The sequence below is a fragment of the Streptomyces sp. WAC00040 genome (genome assembly GCF_056835925.1).
The window spans coordinates 2,907,470-2,926,972 of the sequence record NZ_JAKQZE010000001.1 but is presented as its reverse complement, the minus strand read 5'-3'; the positions used below and the strand labels follow the sequence as shown (position 1 = coordinate 2,926,972).

At 68.8% G+C, this 19,503-nt stretch carries 15 protein-coding genes; 1 reads left to right on the top strand and 14 read right to left on the bottom strand.

Annotated features, from left to right (window positions below; all coding sequences use genetic code 11):
• The first annotated feature begins 59 nt into the window (after window positions 1-59).
• Complete coding sequence (locus MDN94_RS13740) at window positions 60-2,219, top strand: prolyl oligopeptidase family serine peptidase (RefSeq protein WP_482726114.1); 2,160 nt, start codon at window positions 60-62, stop codon at window positions 2,217-2,219.
• A 7-nt stretch (window positions 2,220-2,226) separates the two neighbouring features.
• On the opposite strand, the gene MDN94_RS13735 is transcribed toward MDN94_RS13740, so the two are convergent.
• The 14 genes from MDN94_RS13735 to typA form a co-directional block, all read right to left on the bottom strand.
• Window positions 2,227-3,351 (bottom strand): hypothetical protein, encoded by a 1,125-nt coding sequence (locus MDN94_RS13735; RefSeq protein WP_482726113.1) that lies wholly within the window; start codon window positions 3,349-3,351, stop codon window positions 2,227-2,229.
• A 218-nt stretch (window positions 3,352-3,569) separates the two neighbouring features.
• Window positions 3,570-4,640, bottom strand: coding sequence for an ABC transporter ATP-binding protein (locus MDN94_RS13730; protein WP_482726112.1), 1,071 nt, complete (start codon window positions 4,638-4,640; stop codon window positions 3,570-3,572).
• On the bottom strand, window positions 4,633-5,634 hold the full coding sequence (locus tag MDN94_RS13725) for an ABC transporter ATP-binding protein (protein ID WP_453462879.1): 1,002 nt from the start codon (window positions 5,632-5,634) through the stop codon (window positions 4,633-4,635). The genes MDN94_RS13730 and MDN94_RS13725 overlap by 8 nt, the downstream gene beginning before the upstream one ends.
• 44 nt (window positions 5,635-5,678) lie before the next feature.
• Window positions 5,679-6,674 carry an ABC transporter permease gene (locus MDN94_RS13720; RefSeq protein WP_482726111.1) on the bottom strand — a complete coding sequence of 332 codons (996 nt, stop codon included), beginning with the start codon at window positions 6,672-6,674 and terminating at the stop codon, window positions 5,679-5,681.
• Window positions 6,667-7,590, bottom strand: coding sequence for an ABC transporter permease (locus tag MDN94_RS13715; protein WP_482726110.1), 924 nt, complete (start codon window positions 7,588-7,590; stop codon window positions 6,667-6,669). The genes MDN94_RS13720 and MDN94_RS13715 overlap by 8 nt, the downstream gene beginning before the upstream one ends.
• 72 nt (window positions 7,591-7,662) lie before the next feature.
• Window positions 7,663-9,291: a peptide ABC transporter substrate-binding protein gene (locus MDN94_RS13710; RefSeq protein ID WP_482726109.1), complete on the bottom strand. Its 1,629-nt coding sequence runs from the start codon at window positions 9,289-9,291 to the stop codon at window positions 7,663-7,665.
• 67 nt (window positions 9,292-9,358) lie between these two features.
• The gene (locus MDN94_RS13705; RefSeq protein ID WP_482726108.1) at window positions 9,359-10,303 is read right to left on the bottom strand and encodes a GNAT family N-acetyltransferase; all 945 of its coding nucleotides are present in this window, start codon (window positions 10,301-10,303) and stop codon (window positions 9,359-9,361) included.
• 74 nt (window positions 10,304-10,377) lie between these two features.
• Window positions 10,378-10,863, bottom strand: a complete 486-nt coding sequence (locus MDN94_RS13700) for a GNAT family N-acetyltransferase (RefSeq protein WP_482726107.1) — start codon at window positions 10,861-10,863, stop codon at window positions 10,378-10,380.
• A 121-nt stretch (window positions 10,864-10,984) separates the two neighbouring features.
• Window positions 10,985-12,133, bottom strand: a complete 1,149-nt coding sequence (locus MDN94_RS13695) for an ABC transporter ATP-binding protein (RefSeq protein WP_482726106.1) — start codon at window positions 12,131-12,133, stop codon at window positions 10,985-10,987.
• A complete protein-coding gene (locus MDN94_RS13690; RefSeq protein WP_482726105.1) occupies window positions 12,126-13,184 on the bottom strand; it encodes an ABC transporter ATP-binding protein in 1,059 nt (352 codons plus the stop codon). Before MDN94_RS13690 ends, MDN94_RS13695 begins: the two co-directional genes overlap by 8 nt.
• A 14-nt stretch (window positions 13,185-13,198) precedes the next feature.
• The gene (locus MDN94_RS13685; protein WP_482726104.1) at window positions 13,199-14,170 is read right to left on the bottom strand and encodes an ABC transporter permease; all 972 of its coding nucleotides are present in this window, start codon (window positions 14,168-14,170) and stop codon (window positions 13,199-13,201) included.
• Complete coding sequence (locus MDN94_RS13680; RefSeq protein ID WP_441264022.1) at window positions 14,163-15,092, bottom strand: ABC transporter permease; 930 nt, start codon at window positions 15,090-15,092, stop codon at window positions 14,163-14,165. Before MDN94_RS13680 ends, MDN94_RS13685 begins: the two co-directional genes overlap by 8 nt.
• A gap of 127 nt (window positions 15,093-15,219) precedes the next feature.
• Window positions 15,220-16,836, bottom strand: coding sequence for a peptide ABC transporter substrate-binding protein (locus MDN94_RS13675; protein ID WP_482726103.1), 1,617 nt, complete (start codon window positions 16,834-16,836; stop codon window positions 15,220-15,222).
• Between the two features lie 413 nt (window positions 16,837-17,249).
• Complete coding sequence (gene typA / locus MDN94_RS13670) at window positions 17,250-19,157, bottom strand: translational GTPase TypA (protein ID WP_307708112.1); 1,908 nt, start codon at window positions 19,155-19,157, stop codon at window positions 17,250-17,252.
• Window positions 19,158-19,503: the final 346 nt, after the last annotated feature.

Below are 19,503 nucleotides of genomic sequence, written 5' to 3'. Positions count from 1 at the left end.
TGCGCATCGATCGGTGCACGGCAGCACATGGGGGCGCACACCCCCTAAGGTTCGGTCGCATGACGTCGACGCAACCGCTCTCCTTCCCGCGTCAGTCCGCGCGGACGCAGCGCTTCACGCTGGGCGCCCCCCGCGCCTTCACGGTGTCGCCGGACGGTTCACGCGTGGTGTTTCTGCGCTCGGCCTCCGGAACGGACCGTTCGGGACTGCTGTGGGTGCTCGATCTCGAGGGCCACGGCCCACCGCAGGAGCGGCCGGCCGCCGATCCGCGGGAGTTGCTGGGTGGCTCGGCCGAGGAGCTCTCCGCCGAGGAGCGGGCACGGCGCGAACGCAGCAGGGAAGGATCGGCCGGGATCGTCGCCTACGCCGTCGACCGGGCGGTCGAGTTGGCGGCGTTCACCCTGTCGGGGCGGCTGTTCACCGCGGAGCTGCGGGCCGGGACCGCGTGTGAACTCCCCACGCCGGGGCCGGTGCTCGACCCGCGGCCGTCGCCGGACGGCCGGCTCGTCGCCTACGTGACCGGCGGCGCGCTGCGCGTGACGGGCGCGGAGGGCGACGGCGACCGTGCCCTCGCGGAGCCGGAGGACGCGCACACCGCCTACGGGCTGGCGGAGTTCATCGCGGCCGAGGAGATGGGCCGTTCACGCGGATTCTGGTGGTCACCGGATTCGGACAGGCTGCTGGTCGCCCGCACCGACGAGCGGGACGTGCGGCGCTGGTGGATCCCGGATCCGGCGCATCCGGACCGGGAGCCCTCGAAGGTCGCCTACCCGGCCGCGGGGACGCCCAACGCCGACGTCCGGCTGTTCTTCGTCGCGCTGGACGGGAACCGCACGGAGGTGACCTGGGACCGTGGGCGCTACCCCTATCTGGCACGGGTGCACTGGTCCTCCGCCGGTCCTCCGCTGCTGCTCGTGCAGTCCCGGGACCAGCGCACCCAGCTGTATCTGGCCGTGGACCCGGAGTCCGGCACGACCCGCACGGTGCACGTGGACGAGGACGACGCCTGGCTGGAACTCTTCTCCGGCGTCCCCGCCTGGGCCCCGGAGTCGTCCTACGAGCAGCGCTTCGGCGGCGGACGGCTGGTGCGCATCGCGGACGAGGGCGGAGCGCGGGTGCTCGCCGTCGGCGACCGGGTGCTGACCGGCCCGCAACTGCACCTGCGCGCGGTGGTCGACATCAGCGAGAGCGATGTACTGGTCTCGGCGTCGGCGGGTGCGGACTCCGCGGAGCCGGAGACCGGCGAGGTCCATGTGTACCGGGTGAACGAGCTGGGCATCGAGCGTGTCTCCGACGGCCCCGGGGTGCACGCGGCGGTCCGCGGCGGCGGGGTGACGGTACTGGCCTCGTCGCGTACGGACGTCAGCGGCGCCCTCGTCCAGGTGCTCAGGGACGGCAAGCAGATCGCGGTGGTGGCCTCGCACGCCGAGCAGCCGGTGCTGCGTGCCCGGCCGACGCTTACCGAGGCGGGTGCCCGCCGGATCCCGTGCGCGGTGCTGCTGCCGTCGGGCCACCGGGAGTCGGACGGTCCGCTGCCGGTGCTGATGGACCCGTACGGGGGCCCTCATGGCCAGCGTGTGCTCGCGGCGCACAATCCGTATCTGACCTCACAGTGGTTCGCCGATCAGGGTTTCGCCGTGGTCGTGGCCGACGGCCGGGGCACTCCGGGGCGCTCCCCCGGCTGGGAGAAGGCCGTCGTGGGCGACTTCACGCCGACGCTGGACGACCAGGTCGAAGCGTTGCGGTCATTGGCCGGATCCTTCCCGCTCGACCTCGGCCGCGTGGCGATCCGCGGCTGGTCGTACGGCGGTTATCTGGCCGCGATGGCGGTGCTGCGCCGTCCCGACGTCTTCCATGCGGCGGTGGCCGGCGCCCCGGTGACCGACTGGCGGCTCTACGACACCCATTACACGGAGCGGTATCTGGGTGACCCGGGCGCGCAGTCCACGGCGTACGCGGCGAACTCGCTGGTCACCGACGCCGGGTTGACGTCCGCGACGGGCCCGGCGCGGCCGTTGATGATCGTCCACGGGCTGGCGGACGACAATGTGGTGATGGCCCACACACTGCGGCTGTCGTCGGCGCTGCTGGCCGCCGGCCGGGCGCACGAGGTGCTGCCACTGACCGGTGTGACGCACATGACACCGCAGGAGCAGATCGCGGAGAACCTGCTGCTGCTCCAGGTCGACTTCCTCAAGCGCTCGCTCGGCCTTGGGTGAAGCAGGGCTACCAGTTCGGAGGCGGTGACGACGGCGGCGGCGGGCCGAACCCGCCGCCGGGCGGTGAACCGGGTGGTGCGGCCGGCCCGGGGTAGCCGTACCCCGGCGGCGCGGAGGGCGGGTAGCCGTAACCGGTAGCGGTCTGCGGGTACCCGTAACCCGACGGGGGCCCGTACGCGCCGTCCGGCCCGCCCGCCGGGCCGCCCACGCCGCGGCGTGTCAGCAGGACGATCAGCAGGAGTCCGGCCACCAGCTCGAACAGCGAGGTCGCGGCGAGAAGTTGGTGCTCCAGCGGCGCCTGCCCGAAGTGCTCCAGGATCCGCAGCCGGACGGCGGCGTCCACGCCGACCGCTCCGGAGGCGGTCACGGCCACGGCGAGGACGGCTCCCAACGGGCGGGAGAACACGGCCCTGGCGAGCAGGCCCACGCCCGCCGTGAGGCCGAGGACGACGGTCGTGGCGGCCAGCCAGCCCGAGGGCGGCGCCAGCAGCCGCTGCCCGACCCGTTCGCCGCCGACCAGGCTGTCGAGGTACACCTCTGCCCCGACCTGGTAGCCGAAGCGGAACTGCCAGGCCGTGACCAGGGCGGCGTCCAGGAGCAGGAACGCGGCGGAGAGCCAGGCCACCACGACGGTCGGCCTGGTGGGCGTCCGGCGGTGCCGTGCGGCGCGCGGGCCGCCGTCTTGGCCCGCCTCGGCCGGACGCCGTCCCGCCACGGCCGTGATGACGAGCCCGACGGCCAGCCCCAGCGCGGCGAAGGTGCCGAACAGCGCCCGGGTGCGTATCAAGTCGGTGGGCTGGAGGTACGCCCAGGAGGCGGTCAGGACCCACAGGCTGGGCAACCGGACGGCGAGGGTGAACACCGCGGCGGCGACCAGCGCGGAGGCGGCCACCGACGAGCGCAGCACGGCGACACCGACACCCGCGTACACCGCGAAGAGCGTGCCGTCGAGGGGCGAGGTGGCCTGCGGGGCGATCCTCCACTCCCGCCGCGGGTCTGCGGCCCAGTGGCGCCACAGGCCCTCGAGCCCGCCGGACACCGAGATGTCCCTGACGATCCACGCTCCAGTGATCAGGGCGAGCACGCCGCAGAGCGCCGCTCCCGTGATCCTGGCCCCCCGCGTAAGAGTCACATCGACGATCCTGCATCGGGGCCAGGGGCCGGACAAGGCGGGGACCGGACAGTTCCGGACAACCGGCGCCACGGCGCGGGAGGACCGGCCGGGTCCGCATGGCGCGGTCCCGGCCGGTCTACGGCACCCGCACGGCCGTACGTTCCTCAGTGTGAGGCGTCCGTATATCGGACCTGCGACGCCCGAGTTGCGCCGGTGTTAAATGAACTGGCTGCCTCTCACAGGGACTTCGCACTCCCGGCGCCGCCGTCACCGGGTGCAGGGCCGCTCGGCACCACATGCTTCTCCTCCGCGAAATGGCATGCCGACGGGTGCCGCGCCGGCCCTTCGGCCTGCTCCAGGTGCGGTGGCACGGCCAGCAGCGGAACCTCCCGCGCGCACCGTTCCTGAGCCTTCCAGCAGCGGGTGCGGAAGCGGCAGCCCGAAGGGATGTTGGTGGGCGACGGCACGTCCCCGGTGAGGATGATCCTCTCCCGGTGCTCGCGCGCCTCCGGGTCGGGCACCGGCACCGCGGAGAGCAGGGCCTGGGTGTAGGGGTGCGTGGGGTGGTCGTAGATCTCGGCGTCCCGGCCGATCTCCACGATCCGTCCCAGATACATGACGCCGACCCGGTCCGAGATGTGCCGGACGATCGACAGGTCATGGGCGATGAACACATAGCTGAGCGAGAACTCGCTCTGAAGTGTGTCGAGCAGGTTGATGACCTGTGCCTGGACGGACACGTCGAGAGCGGAGACCGGCTCGTCGGCCACGATGACCTCGGGCCGCAGGGCGAGCCCGCGAGCGATGCCGATGCGCTGGCGCTGGCCACCGGAGAACTGGTGCGGATAGCGGTTGATGTACTCGGGATTGAGCCCGACGACGTCCAGCAGCTCCTGGACCTTCTGCCTGCGGGAGCCCTTGGGAGCCACCTCGGGGTGGATCTCGTACGGCTCACCGATGATGTCGCCGACGGTCATCCGTGGGTTGAGCGAGGTGTACGGGTCCTGGAACACCATCTGGATGTTGCGGCGCACGGCCTTGAGCGCACGCCCCGACAGCTTGGTGATGTCCTCGCCCTTGTACCGGATGGCGCCCGCCGTGGGCCGCTCCAGGTGGACCAGCATCTTGGCGAGCGTGGACTTGCCGCAGCCCGACTCCCCCACGATGCCGAGGGTCTCCCCCGCGAACAGGTCGACGTCGACGCCGTCGACCGCTTTGACCGCGCCGACGTGCTTCTTGAAGAGGATGCCGCGGGTGAGCGGGTAGTGCTTGACCAGGTCGCGCACCTCGAGGATCGCCTCAGCCATGGATCGCCGCCTCCCAGAAGTGGCACGCGCTGCCGCGCTGCTCGTTCACCTCGTACAGCGGCGGTACGTCGGTCCGGCACACGTCCTGGGCCATCGGGCAGCGCGGATTGAAGGCGCAGCCGGGCGGGATGTGCATGAGGTTGGGCGGCAGGCCCTTGATGGCGTAGAGCTCCTGCCCCTTCTGGTCCAGGCGCGGGATCGATTCGAGCAGGCCCTTGGTGTAGGGGTGTGCGGGCGCCCGGTAGATGTCGTGGACGGGCGCGGTCTCCACGATCCGCCCGGCGTACATCACCGCGATCTTGTCCGCGACGTCGGCGACGACGCCGAGGTCGTGGGTGATCAGGATCAGGCCCATGTCCAGTTCGCGCTGGAGCTCGGCCAGCAGGTCCATGACCTGTGCCTGGACGGTCACGTCGAGGGCGGTGGTCGGCTCGTCGGCGATGATCAGGTCCGGCTCCAGCGAGAGGGCCATCGCGATCATGATGCGCTGGCGCATCCCGCCCGAGAACTGGTGCGGGTACTGGCCGACGCGCTCCTTGGCCGCGGGGATGCGGACCCGGTCCATCAGCTCGACAGCCCTGGCCTTCGCGTCCTTGCGGGACAGGCCCTGGTGGACGATGAACATCTCCCCGAGCTGGTCCCCCACGCTCAGCACGGGGTTGAGCGAGGACAGGGCGTCCTGGAAGATCATGGCCATTCCCGCGCCCCTGATCTTCCTCCGTTCGTCCTCCCGCATCTTCAGCAGGTCCTGGCCCTTGAACAGGATCTCGCCACCGGTGATCCTGCCGGGCGGCATGTCGAGGATGCCCATGACGGCCTGGGCGGTGACGGACTTGCCCGACCCCGACTCGCCCAGCACCGCGAGCGTCTCGCCCGCGTCGACGGTGTAGTTCACGCCGTTGACGGCTCTGGCCACGCCGTCGCGGGTGCGGAACTCCACGTGCAGGTCGCGTACATCGAGCAGACGGCCTGGCGTGTCCGGTTCCGCGGACATCACGGCTTCGTAGGACGTGGCGGGCATGGCGCCTCCTCGGGCGGTCAGCGCAGCTTGGGGTCGAGGGCGTCGCGTACCGCGTCGCCGAGCATGATGAACGCCAGCACCGTGATCGCCAGCGCTCCGGCGGGCCACAGCAGCATGTGCGGGGCGTTGCGGATGTACGGGGAGGCCGACGAGATGTCGATCCCCCAGGAGACGGTCGGCGGCTTGAGCCCGACGCCCAGGAAGGACAGCGTCGCCTCCAGCGAGATGTAGGTGCCCAGGGCGATGGTGGCCACGACGATGACCGGTGCGACGGCGTTGGGGGCGATGTGCCGCAGCAGCATCCGTGAACTGGAGGCGCCGAGGGCGCGGGCGGCCTGCACGTAGTCGTTCTGTTTGGCGGTGATGACGGAACCGCGTGCGATGCGGGAGATCTGAGGCCAGCCGAGCAGCACCATGAAGCCGACCACGGGCCAGACCGTGCTGCTGGTGATGACGGACAGCAGCACCAGGCCGCCGAGCACCACGGGGATGCCGAAGAACACGTCGGTGACCCGGGACAGGACGGCGTCCCAGGCCCCGCCGAAGAAGCCGGCGAGTCCACCGAGTACGGAGCCGAGCAGCGCCACACCGAGGGTGGCGCACACGCCGACGGTGACCGAGGCCCGGGCGCCGTAGACCGTACGGGTGTAGACGTCGCAGCCCTGCCCGTTGAAGCCGAAGGGATGGCCGGGCTGGGAGCCCTGCTGTGCCTTGGCGAGATCGCAGCTCTGTGGGTTGCCGGAGGCGATCAGCGAGGGCCACAGGGAGATGACGACCAGGAAGAGGATGACGAGCGCGGAGACGATGAAGACGGGGTTGCGTCGCAGGTCCCGCCAGGCGTCCGACCAGAGGCTGCGCGGTTTGGCGGCGGGGCCGGTGCCGTCGGGCCCCGGGGCCTTCTCCAGCGTCTCTCCCTCCGCCATCGCGAGATTGGCCGCCCCGCCCGCTCCGGTGGCCGCGACGGCGGAGTGCGCCGGGTCGTCGAAGTGCGGATTCTGCCGCGGCTCAGGCATACCGGATCCTCGGGTCCAGGACGGCGTACAGGAGGTCCACCAGCAGGTTCGCCACCAGGAAGACGATGACGAGAACGCTGACGAAGCCGACGACGGTCTGCGTGTTCTGGCGCAGGATGCCCTGGTAGAGCTGGTAGCCGACGCCGTGGATGTTGAAGATCCGCTCGGTGACGATCGCACCGCCCATGAGGGCGCCGACGTCGGTCCCGATGAAGGTGACCACCGGGATGAGGGAGTTGCGCAGGAGGTGCTTGCGGATGACCCGGCTCCTGGGCAGGCCCTTGGCCTTGGCGGTGCGGACGTAGTCGGCGCGGCTGTTCTCCGCGATGGAGGTGCGGGTCAGCCGGGTGACGTAGGCCAGCGAGACGGAGGCGAGCACCAGGCCGGGGACGATCAGCTCGTCGAGCCGTGCGTCGGTGGAGACCGACGGGTCGATGATGTCCCACTTGTAGCCGAGCAGCAGTTGGAGCAGCAGGCCGGTGACGAACGTCGGCACCGAGATGACCACGAGGGTGAGCACCAGCACGCCGCTGTCCACCGGCCGGCCGCGGCGCAGGCCGGTGACGACGCCGAGGGCGATGCCGATGACGATCTCGAAGAAGACGGCCACCAGGGTGAGCCTGATGGTGACGGGGAAGGCCTCGCCCATCAGCTCGGTGACCTCCTGCCCGTTGAAGGCGGTGCCGAAGTCCCCGGTGAAGACATTGCCCATGTAGGTCGCGTATTGCTGCCACACGGGCTTGTCGAGCCCGAATTCCTTGCGCAGCTGCGCGGCCGTCGAGGGGTCGCACCGCCGCTCGCCGCACAGGCCGGCGATGGGGTCGCCCATCACGTTGACCATGAGGAAGATCAGCAGTGTGGCGCCGAAGAAGACGGGGACCATCTGCAGCAGACGCCGGATCACATAACGTCCCATGAAGGGCTCCGGGGGTCGTGGAAGGAGTGTGGCCCGGCGCTGCGGGCGCGCCGGGCCGGGTGCCTTCGGCCGTCAGTCGACCTTGATCTCTTCGTAGACGGGGACGCTGAACGGGTTCAGCGCGACGTTCGAGATGCGCTCCGAGTAGCCGGCGCTGCCGTTCTGGTACCAGAGCGGGATGGCGGCCATCTCGTCCCGGACGACCTTCTCCGCGTCCTTGAACGCCGCGACGGCCGCGGCCGGGTCGCTCTCCGCGTTGGCCTTGTCGACGAGGTCGTCGAACTTCTTGTTGCTCCACTTGCCGTCGTTGGAGGAGGCGTTGGTGTAGTAGAGCGGTTGGAGGAAGTTCTGGATCAGTGGGTAGTCCATCTGCCAGCCGGCCCGGAAGGGGCCCGACATCTTGGACTGGGTGATCTGGTTGCGGAAGTCGGCGAAGGTGCCGACCGGGTTGCCGACGCAGGCCCTGTCGTCGCCCAGAGCGTTGTTGATGGAGTTGCAGACGGCGTCGATCCAGTCCTTGTGCGACCCGGTGTCCGCGTTGTACGTGAGGGTGATCCGGCCGCCCGGCAGGCCGCCGCCCTCGGCGATCAGCCGCTTCGCCTCCGCGGGGTCGTATTCGCAGGCCTTGCCGCACAGCGTCGGGTCGAAGCCGCCCTCCTCGCCGAGCACGGGTGAGGTCCAGTCCTTCGCCGGGGTGCGGGTCTGCTGGAAGATGGTGTCGGTGATCTGCTTGCGGTTGATCGCCATCGACAGACCGGTGCGGAGCTTCGCCCCGTCCGGCGTGTTCCACGCCTTGTCGTAGTAGGGGAAGGCGAGGGTCTGGATGATGCCGGCGGGGGTGTTGATGTACCGGTCGCCGAGGTCCGCCTTCACGTTCCGCAGCTGGGAGGCGGGCACGTCGTCGACCAGGTCGAGGTTGCCGGCGATCAGGTCGGTGTAGGCCGTGTTGTTGTCGGTGTAGACCTTGAGGTCGATGCCGCCGTTCTGTGCCTTGTCGGGCCCGTTGTACTCGTCCCAGCGGCGCAGGGACATCTGGGAGCCCCTCGCGTAGGAGTCGACGAGGTAGGGGCCGTTGCCGACGGGCTTGGCGAGCCAGGCGTCGTGGTCGTCGAAGAAGGCCCTGGGCAGCGGGGCGAAGGCCGCGTAGCCGAGGGTGTCGGGCCAGGTGGAGAACTTCTGCGACAGCTTGACGGTGAAGGTGCGGTCGCCGGTGACCTTGAGTCCGGACATCGTCTGTGCGCTCGCCCGGCCCTCCTCGGGGTGGACCTGCTCGTACCCCTCGATGTAACCGAAGAAGTAGGCGTTGCGCTGGTTGTTCCTCAGGTGGGCGCCGTAGTTCCAGGCGTCCACGAAGGACCTGGCCGTGACGTCCTCGCCGTTGCTGAACTTCCAGCCCGGTTTGACGGTGATGGTGAAGTTGATGGAGTCCTTGGTCTCGATGCGCTCGGCGAGCATGTCCTGGGCCTCGCCGGTCCTGGGGTCGTACCGCTTGAGCCCGCGGAAGATCATGTCGAGGACCTTGCCGCCCTGCACCTCGTTGGTGTTGGCGGGCTCCAGGGGGTTCTGCGGGTCGCCCCAGGAGGAGCTCACGATCCCGTCGGCACCACTGCCGCCGCTGTCGCTTCCGCCGCCGCAGGCCGCCGTCGTGAGGGCGACGGCGATCGCGCATGCGGCCCACTTCGCGTGGGTGGCTCCGCGCATGGAGTGCCTCCTAGATCCCAAGTCAGACTTGGGCCCAATATCACCCCATGAAGGACCTAACGCATTTTCAGCACACCCGGGCGGAGGCCCGAGGCACCGTCAGGACCAACTCCCAGGTGTCGATCGCATAGGACAAGGACATCCCGTGCGCCTCGTAGAGACGAAGGGCGCGGCTCTCGTTCTGCGTGTCCACGGCCAGGCCGATGGTGTCCCGGCCGCGGGCGGCGTACGTGCCGAACGCGTGGCGCAGCAGATGGCTGCCGAGGCCACGGCCGCGCGCCTGCTTCCGTACGCCGAGGTTCCCGATCCACCCCATGGCGTCCTTGTCGTTCCTCGTCAGCAGGACGGCCACGTCGCCTTCGCCCTCGATGCTCGCGATCCACATGAGGGACCGGTCCCGTGGCCCGGTGTCGGCCAGCCACTGCTCGTAGGTCCGCGGGTGGTGGTCGAAGTGCTCCGCGAAGGTCTCCTCCACCAGGGCGTGGGCGATCCGGTGGTCGGCGTCGGCGGCGCAGTCGCGCAGTCTCACACCGGCGGGCGGCTCCGGCATCCGGTCCGCCTCGCTCAGCGGCCGGGTCATGACCTGGTGGCGGCGCACGGTGCGCCAGCCGCGGGCGTCGAGGAGCGCGGTGTCCAGCGTGGTCCGGACAGTGAGGTTCAGATGGAGCACGGCCCGTGCCGCGCCGGCCGCGGCCGCCTTGGCGGCCGCGCGCTCCTCGATGCGCTCCAGCACGAGCACGGCCGCGTCCGGCCGGCCGGGGAGCACATAGTGGTCGACGCCGATGTCACCGTCGCCGGAATCGCTCCAGAGGATCCCGTACGCCACGAGGTCACCGTCCTCGTGCACCAGCCAGGAGTCCTGGGCAAGGTCCACCTCGGGGTGGGCGAGGTCGGTCTCGACCGTGTGCAGTTCGGTGTCCGCCCGGCCGATCTCCTCGATGTCGACGGCGTTCAGCAGGGCGCATATGAAGGGTGCGTCCGCGAGGGTCGCGGGCCGGACGGCGAGTGGCATGCCGCCACTGTTCGCGCCCCGGCCCCGCCTCGCAACGGATTTTCGCCGCCGCGGCGCCCGATCGGTGGGGCGGCTCAGTGGGCGGGGCTCTGTCGGACCGCGAGGCCGACAACGGTCTCGTCGTCCTCGAACGCCCCTGTCGGAGTGAAGCCGAGGGCGCTGTAGAGCTTCGCCGCGCCGGTGTTGCGGGGGTGGTAGGACAGCCGTATCTCCCGGCAGTCCGGACGCTCGGACAGCATCCTGATCAGCGCGGTCATCGCCTGCCGGCCCACGCCCCTGCCCTGCTCGTCCGCGTCGACGATCAGGCCCCCGACCCAGTGGGTCCCGTCCTCGTCGTCGTACGCCCACATGACATGGCCGACCACCGTGTCGTCGGCGAGGACACCGAGCGAGGTCCAGACGCCGCCGCGCATCGACAGCAGGAGGTACCGGGCGGCGAGGGCCGCCACGAAGGTCCGCTGCTCGTCACGCGGCGCGACGTCCGCGACGGCCCGCCAGTTGGCGTCGTCGACCGGGCACAGCGTGATGCGGCGTCCGGTCCGGTCGGTCAAGTGGTCCATCGGGACACCTTCCGGTGCCGGCCCCCGCGGGCGCAAAGTCTTTTCCACCGCGTTCCCCCGGGCACGGCGAAGGCGCCCGCTCCCCGGAGGGAACGGGCGCCTCGCGCCGACCGGATGGGGACTACGCCGCGTGGACGACGTCCTTCTCCTCGGCGAAGTGGCACGCCGACTCGTGCGCGGCCGGGGTGTCCTGGCCCTTGAAGCGCTCCGGGACCGCGAGCAGCGGCACCTCGGTGGCGCACTTGTCCTCCGCCTTCCAGCAGCGGGTGCGGAAGCGGCAGCCTGAGGGCGGGTTCGCAGGCGACGGGACGTCACCGGTGAGGATGATCCGCTCACGGCCCTCGCGCATCGCCGGGTCGGGGACCGGGACGGCCGACAGCAGCGCCTGGGTGTAGGGGTGCGTCGGGTGGTCGTAGATCTGCACGTCGGTGCCGATCTCCGCCATCTTGCCGAGGTACATGACGCCGACGCGGTCCGAGATGTGACGGACGATCGACAGGTCGTGGGCGATGAAGACGTAGGAGAGGTTGAACTCGTCCTGGAGCTTCTCCATCAGGTTGACGACCTGCGCCTGGACGGACACGTCCAGCGCCGAGACCGGCTCGTCGCAGATGATGATCTCCGGGTTGAGCGCGAGGCCGCGGGCGATGCCGATGCGCTGGCGCTGACCGCCGGAGAACTGGTGCGGGTAGCGGTGGATGTACTCCGGGTTGAGACCGACGACGTCCAGCAGCTCCTGCACCTTGCGGCGCCGGTCACCCTTCGGGGCCACCTCGGGGTGGATGTCGAAGGGCTCGCCGATGATGTCGCCGACCGTCATACGCGGGTTGAGCGAGGTGTACGGGTCCTGGAACACCATCTGGATGTTGCGACGCACGGCCTTCAGCGCGCGCCCCGACAGCTTGGTGATGTCCTGGCCCTTGTAGAAGACCTCGCCGGCGGTCGCCTTCTCCAGCGTCATCAGCAGCTTGGCGACGGTGGACTTGCCACAGCCGGACTCGCCGACGATACCGAGCGTCTCGCCCTGGTAGAGGTCGAAGGAGATCCCGTCCACGGCCTTGACCGCGCCGACGTGACGCTTGAACAGGATGCCCTGGGTCAGCGGGAAGTGCTTGACCAGGTTGCGCACCTGAAGGATCGGCTCACCGCGCTCGACGGTCGCGTCGAGCGCCGCGACGGCAGCCTCCTCCGAGGTGACCTCGACGGTCTCCACCTCGGTCACGTTCGGGGTCGCGTCCACGGCCTCGTTCGTCTTCTTGAGCTCAGCCATGGATCGTCTCCTTCCAGAAGTGGCACGCGCTGCCGCGGCCGGGCAGATCGGTGCCGTCCTGCTCGGTCACCGGAGCCAGCGCCGGGATCTCCGTACGGCAGATGTCGTCCGCCTTGGGGCAGCGCGGGTTGAAGGCGCAACCGGTGGGGATCTTCAGCAGGTTGGGCGGCAGACCCTTGATCGCGTACAGCTCCTGGCCCTTCTGGTCCAGGCGCGGGATCGAGTCGAGCAGACCCCGGGTGTACGGATGCGCCGGCCGCTTGTACAGCTCGTGCACGGGGGCGGTCTCGACGATCCGGCCCGCGTACATCACGGCGATCTTGTCCGCGACGTCGGCGACGACGCCGAGGTCGTGGGTGATCAGGATCAGGCCCATGTTGTACTCGCGCTGGAGCTCCGCGAGCAGGTCCATGACCTGTGCCTGGACGGTCACGTCGAGCGCGGTGGTCGGCTCGTCCGCGATGATCAGGTCCGGCTCGAGAGCCAGGGCCATGGCGATCATGATGCGCTGGCGCATACCGCCGGAGAACTGGTGCGGGTAGTCGCCGACCCGGGCCTTGGCGGCCGGGATCTTCACCTTGTCCATCAGCTCGATGGACTTGAGCTTGGCGTCCTTCTTGGACAGGCCCTGGTGGACCCGGAACATCTCGCCGAGCTGGTAGCCCACGGAGAGGACCGGGTTGAGGGAGGACAGCGCGTCCTGGAAGATCATCGCGATCTTCCGCCCGCGGATGTTCCGCCGCTCCTCGTTGCTCATGGTGAGCATGTCCTGGCCGCGGAAGAGGATCTGACCGTGCGGGATCTTGCCGGGCGGCATGTCGAGGATGCCCATGATGGCCTGGGCCGTGACCGACTTGCCGGAGCCCGACTCGCCGAGGACGGCCAGCGTCTCACCGGAGTCGACGCTGTAGTTGACCCCGTTGACTGCCTTGGCGACACCGTCACGGGTGTGGAACTCGACATGCAGGTCGCGCACTTCGAGCAGCGGACCGGAGGCCTCGCCGCCCGCGCGGGGCGCCGGGACGCCTGCTGTTTCTTCGATGATGGTCACGTCGTACGCCCTCCTCAGCGCAGCTTGGGGTCGAGGGCGTTGCGAACCGCATCGCCGAACATCAGGAACGAGAGCACCGTGATCGAGACCATCACCGACGGGATGATCAGCACGTGGGGTGCGTTGCGCAGCTGCTCACGTCCACTGGACACGTCGACGCCCCAGGAGACCGTCGGCTCGGCGAGACCGACGCCGAGGAACGACAGCGTCGCCTCCGCGGCGATGTAGCCGCCGAGGGCGATGGTCGCGACGACGATGATCGGCGCGAGCGCGTTGGGCAGGACGTGCCGGGTCAGGATGCGGGTGGTCGAGGCGCCGAGCGCCTTGGCCGCCACCACGTAGTCCGCCTGCTTGATGGTGATGACCGAACCGCGGGCGACACGGGCGATCTGGGTCCAGCCCAGGAACACCAGGGCGAGGATGACGACCCAGATGGCGCGCTTCTCGAAGCTGGTGAGGACGACGAGGGCGCCCAGCAGGAACGGGATGCCCATGAAGATGTCGGTGAGGCGGGACAGCAGGGTGTCGATCCAGCCGCCGAAGTAACCGGCGATCATGCCGACCAGGGTGCCGAGGATCGTCACCAGGGCGGTGACGCCGACGCCGACGATGATCGAGGCGCGGGCGCCGTAGACGACACGGGCGTAGATCGAGCGGCCCTGGCCGTCGTAGCCGAACCAGTCCGGCTGGAAGAAGTGGGTCCAGTTCGGCTGGCCGAGGTAGTGGTTCGCCAGGTCGGCGTCGCGCGGCGAGGCGCTGGTGAACAGGCCCGGGAACGCGGAGATGACGATCAGAAGGACGATCAGCCCCGCCGAGATCAGGAACAGCGGGTTGCGGCGAAGGTCGTGCCAGGCGTCGGACCACAGGCTGCGTGCCTTGTCCGGCTTGGGCGCCTTGGTGACCAGTGCGGTGTCGGGAGCGGCAGCGGTGCTGGTGACCTTCTCGGCCGCGGTGGACGCCGCGGTGGCTGCGGTCTTCTCAGGCATACCGGATCCTCGGGTCCAGGACCGCGTAAAGCAGGTCGACGAGCAGGCTGGCGAGCAGGTAGACGAGGACGATCAGGGAGGCGATGCCGACGACGGTCGCGCCCTCGCGGCGGAAGAGTGCCTCGTAGATCGCGTCACCGACGCCCTGGACGTTGAAGATGCCCTCGGTGACGATGGCGCCGGTCATCAAGTTGCCGATGTCGGTGCCGAGGAAGGTGACCACCGGGACGAGCGAGTTGCGCATCAGGTGGACACCGATGATCCGGCGGCGCGGCAGGCCCTTGGCGACCGCCGTGCGCATGTAGTCGGCGCGCAGGTTCTCCGCCATCGAGGTACGGGTCAGTCGTGCCACGTAGGCGAGCGACAGCGAACCGAGGACGATAGCCGGCAGGAGGAGGTCTCCGAAGCTCTCGGAGTCCTGCACGGTCGGGGTGGTCACCCCCCACTTGAAGGCGAACAGGTACTGCATCAGGTAGCCCAGCACGAAGGAGGGCATCGAGATCAGCACGAGGGTGAGGGCGAGGAGCCCCCGGTCCCTCACGGACTCGGGACGCAGACCCGCGATGATGCCGAGGCCGATGCCGACGATCACCGTGAAGGTGAACGCGAAGAGCGTGAGCCGGATGGTGACCGGGAACGCCTGCGCGATGATGTCGGCGATGGGACGCTGGCTCGCGATCTCCGTGCCGAAGTTCCCCTGAACCAGCTCGAAGAGGTACTTCAGGTACTGCTGCCACAGCGGCAGGTCGAGACCGCGGTCATGGCGAATGGCCTCGACCACGGCGGGGTCGAAAGCCTGGTCCCCCATGAGCGCTCTGACGGGGTCGCCGGGCAGCGCGAACATCATGGCGAAGATCAAAAAGGTTGACCCGATGAACACCGGGATCATCTGGAGCAGTCGTCGTGCGACGTAGCGCCCCATGGGTGCCTCCGTGAGGGGTTAACTGGGTCCGGGGGCCGTCCGCACGGGACGGCCCCCGGACCACCGCCGCCGCCGGATGTCCGACGGCGGCGGGTGACGGCCGAGTGGGGATGAGGCCCGCAGGCGCTTACTTGACGGTGACTCCGGTGAGCTCGAGGTCACCGTGGAAGTCGACCGCGACGTTCTCGACGCCCTTACCGTGGCCACCGTTGATGCGGTAGTACCACAGCGGGATGGCCGGCATCTTCTCGAGAAGCTTCTTCTCGACCGCCTGGTAGCCCTTCACGGCGTCTTCCAGCGAGCTGGCCTTGTCCGCGTCCTCCATCATCTTGTCGATCTCCTTGTCGGAGAAACGACCGTTGTTGGACTCGGCGTTGGTGTGGTACAGCTCCTTGAGGAAGTTCACGTTGACGGGGTAGTCGGCCACCCAGCCACCGCGGTACATCGACTTCACCTGGTCGTTGTCACGGGCCTCGAGGTCCGTGGGGAAGTCCGGCTTGGCGTCGCCGACACAGTCGACACCGGTCGACTTGCGGATGGACTCGCAGACCGCGGTCACCCACTCCTTGTGGCCGCCGTCGCTGTTGTACTGGATGAACAGCTTGTTCTCCGGGACGCCGCCGCCCTCGGTGATGAGCTGCTTGGCCTTCGCCGGGTTGAACGTGAAGACGTCCGTGCCCAGGTCCTGGTTGCCCTTGACCTGCGGCGGCGTGAAGCTCGTCGCGGGGGTACGGGTGTTGTTCAGGACGGTCTTGGTGATCGTCTCACGGTCGATCGCCATGGACAGACCCTGGATGACCTTGGGGTCGATGCCCTTGAACGTCTTGCTGTAGAACGCCGGGACCAGCGACTGGATGGCCGCGTACGGCTGCTCGATGGCGCCGTCACCCAGGTCCTGCTTGTACTTCGGCAGGTCCGTCGGGCCGACCTGGCGGATGATGTCCAGGTTGCCGGAGACGACGTCCTGGTACGCGGCCTCGAGGGTCGCGTAGTTCTTGAACTGGATGCCCTTGTTCTGCGCCTTGTTGGGGCCCTGGTAGTCAGGGTTGGCCGCAACCTGGATCAGCTTCTTGTGGGTCCACTTCTCGAACTTGTACGGACCGTTGCCGACCGGCTTCTGGCCGAACGCCTTCGGGTCGTCGAAGAAGACCTTCGGCAGCGGCGCGAACGTCGCGTAGCCGAGCTTGTAGTTGAAGTACGGGACCTTGTCCTTCAGCTCGATCGTGAAGGTGGTGTCGTCCACGACCTTCAGACCGGACATCTTGTCGGCCTTCGGGTCACCCTTCTCGGGGTGCACGTCGTCGTAGCCGGCGATGTCCGCAAACCAGAAGCTGTTCTGCTGGTTGTTCTTGATGTTCGCGTACCAGTTCCACGCGTCGACGTACGACTGCGCGGTGACGGCCTCGCCGTTGTGGAACTTCCAACCGGACTTCAGCTTGACGGTCCAGGTCTTGGAGTCCGTCGTCTCCACCGACTCGGCGTTGGTGTAGACGATCTCGCCCTTGGCGTCGAAGTCCAGCAGCTGCGTGAAGAGCGACTGGATCACGTACGAGCCGTTGGTCTCGTTCGTGTCGGCCGGGATCAGCGGCTTCTGCGGCTCGCCGACGTCGATCGAGACATAACCGGCAGGCTTGCCGGCCGGGTTCTTCTTGCCCTCTTCGCCGCTGCCGCCACCACAGGCAGTGGCCGCCAGGGCGACAACGATCGCTCCCGCGACCCACTTGGCGCTCTTGGCACCACGCATGGGTTCCTCCTCATGAGTCCACTTGTCACTACAAGAGGGGCACCGTTCTACGCGCGCTGACACCCCTGACAGCGCTCGTCAAGTACCCCGAGTGTGCTCGTGAGTCGGCGCTCCCCACAGCGCATGACCCATTGACCCGAGCTCAATGGAGCCAACTATTAAGTAGGACAGGCTTGTAAACCACACCTAAAGGGTCTCGTTTTGACAACATCAGAGAGGGGCTCCAGCCCGAAATCCGGACAAAGCGATCCCAGACAGACACCCGCGAAACGGACCGTTAACACATGTTCCGGAGTGCGACGGCCGATATCCGGACACTCGGACCATGAAAAGGAGTTGACGAACGGCCCGGCCCTCCACAGTCTCTGCGGAGGGCCGGGCCGTGCGTTCAGCGGTTTTCCAGAGCTTTACGGTCAGCCGTGCTTGGCACGCGAAGCCGCGCGGCCGCGCTCCTTCTGGTCCAGGACGACCTTGCGGATGCGCACCGCCTCCGGGGTCACCTCGACGCACTCGTCGTCACGGCAGAACTCGAGCGACTGCTCCAGCGAGAGCTTGCGCGGCGGGACGATCGCCTCGAACGAATCGGCCGAGGAGGAGCGCATGTTGGTGAGCTTCTTCTCCTTGGTGATGTTCACGTCCATGTCGTCGGAGCGGGAGTTCTCGCCGACGATCATGCCCTCGTACACCTCGGTGCCGGGCTCGGTGAACAGCACGCCGCGCTCCTGAAGGTTCGTCATCGCGAACGCGGTGACGGCGCCGGAGCGGTCCGCGACGAGCGAGCCGTTGTTCCGGGTCTGCAGGGGACCGAACCAGGGCTCGTGGCCCTCGTGGATGGAGTGCGCGATACCGGTGCCGCGGGTGTTCGTCAGGAACTCCGTGCGGAAGCCGATCAGGCCGCGGGACGGGACCACGAACTCCATGCGGACCCAGCCGGAGCCGTGGTTCGACATGTTGTCCATGCGGCCCTTGCGGACGCCCATGAGCTGAGTGACGGCGCCCATGTGCTCCTCGGGCACGTCGATCGTCATGCGCTCGACCGGCTCGTGGACCTTGCCGTCGACCAGCTTGGTGACGACCTGCGGCTTGCCGATCGTCAGCTCGAAGCCCTCACGGCGCATCTGCTCGACCAGGATCGCCAGCGCCAGCTCACCGCGGCCCTGCACCTCCCAGGCGTCGGGACGCTCGGTGTCCAGCACGCGCAGGGAGACGTTACCGATCAGCTCGCGGTCCAGCCGGTCCTTTACCTGACGGGCCGTCACCTTACGGTCCTTGACCGCGGACTTCGCGTCCGCGCCCTTGCCGGTGCCGCCCCGGCCGACGAGCGGCGAGGTGTTGGTGCCCACCGTCATCGAGATCGCCGGCTCGTCGACCGTGATCAGCGGCAGCGCGATCGGGTTCTCCGGGTCGGCCAGCGTCTCGCCGATCATGATGTCCGGGATACCGGCGACGGCGCAGATGTCACCGGGACCGGCCACCTCGGCCGGCTTGCGGGTGAGCGCCTCAGTCATCATCAGCTCGCTGATGCGGACGTTGGAGATCGTGCCGTCGCGCTTGATCCAGGCCACGGTCTGGCCCTTGCGCAGCTCGCCCTGCTCGACGCGGAGCAGCGCGATACGGCCGAGGAAGTTGTCGGCGTCCAGGTTCGTGACGTGAGCCTGCAGCGGCGCGGACTCGTCGTACTCCGGGGCCGGGACGGTCTCGAGCAGCGTGCTGAAGAACGGCTCCAGGCTGGTGCTGTCGGCCGGGACGGTGCCGTCCTCCGGCTTGGTCAGCGAGGCGACGCCGTCACGGGCGCAGGCGTAGACGATCGGGAACTCGATCTGCTCCTCGGTCGCGTCCAGGTCCAGGAACAGGTCGTACGTCTCGTCGACGACCTCGGCGATCCGGGAGTCCGGGCGGTCCGTCTTGTTGATGCAGAGAATGACCGGCATCTTCGCGGCGAGCGCCTTGCGCAGCACGAAGCGGGTCTGCGGCAGCGGGCCCTCGGAGGCGTCGACGAGGAGGACGACCGCGTCCACCATCGAAAGACCGCGCTCCACCTCGCCACCGAAGTCGGCGTGGCCGGGAGTGTCGATGATGTTGATGGTGACCGGGGCCCCGCCGTCCTTGGGGTGGTACTTCACGGCGGTGTTCTTGGCCAGGATCGTGATGCCCTTCTCACGCTCCAGGTCGTTCGAGTCCATCATGCGGTCGTCGAGCTGTTCCGCGGCGTGCGCGGCGAAGGCACCGGCCTGCTTCAGCATGGCGTCGACCAAGGTGGTCTTGCCGTGGTCGACGTGGGCGACGATGGCAACGTTACGGATGTCGTGGCGCGTGGGCATGCTGGCTGGCGCTTCTCTCGATCGTGGGATCGGGCGTTGGATGTGATCCTCGTCCGCCCGCCGGGCGGACACGCCACGGCTTGTCCCATGGTACGGGGCCGCCGGGACCCGGGCCTCCCGGAACGATCGGGTCCGGGACGAACGAGGCGGGGATCACGCCGCGGCAGGGGCTCCGGGCGGTGCCGGCGGGCCCGGCAGAGGCGGCGCACACGGGCAGGTGGGGAGGCTGCCGGTACGAGGGTGGTGCAGGGGAATGCGTGGGGCGAGCCTGGGTCGAAGAATCGGCACGAGCTTGCCCGCCGGCGCTGCCGGCGGGCAAGGCAATTGAGCCAGTTCTGAGGTTGTG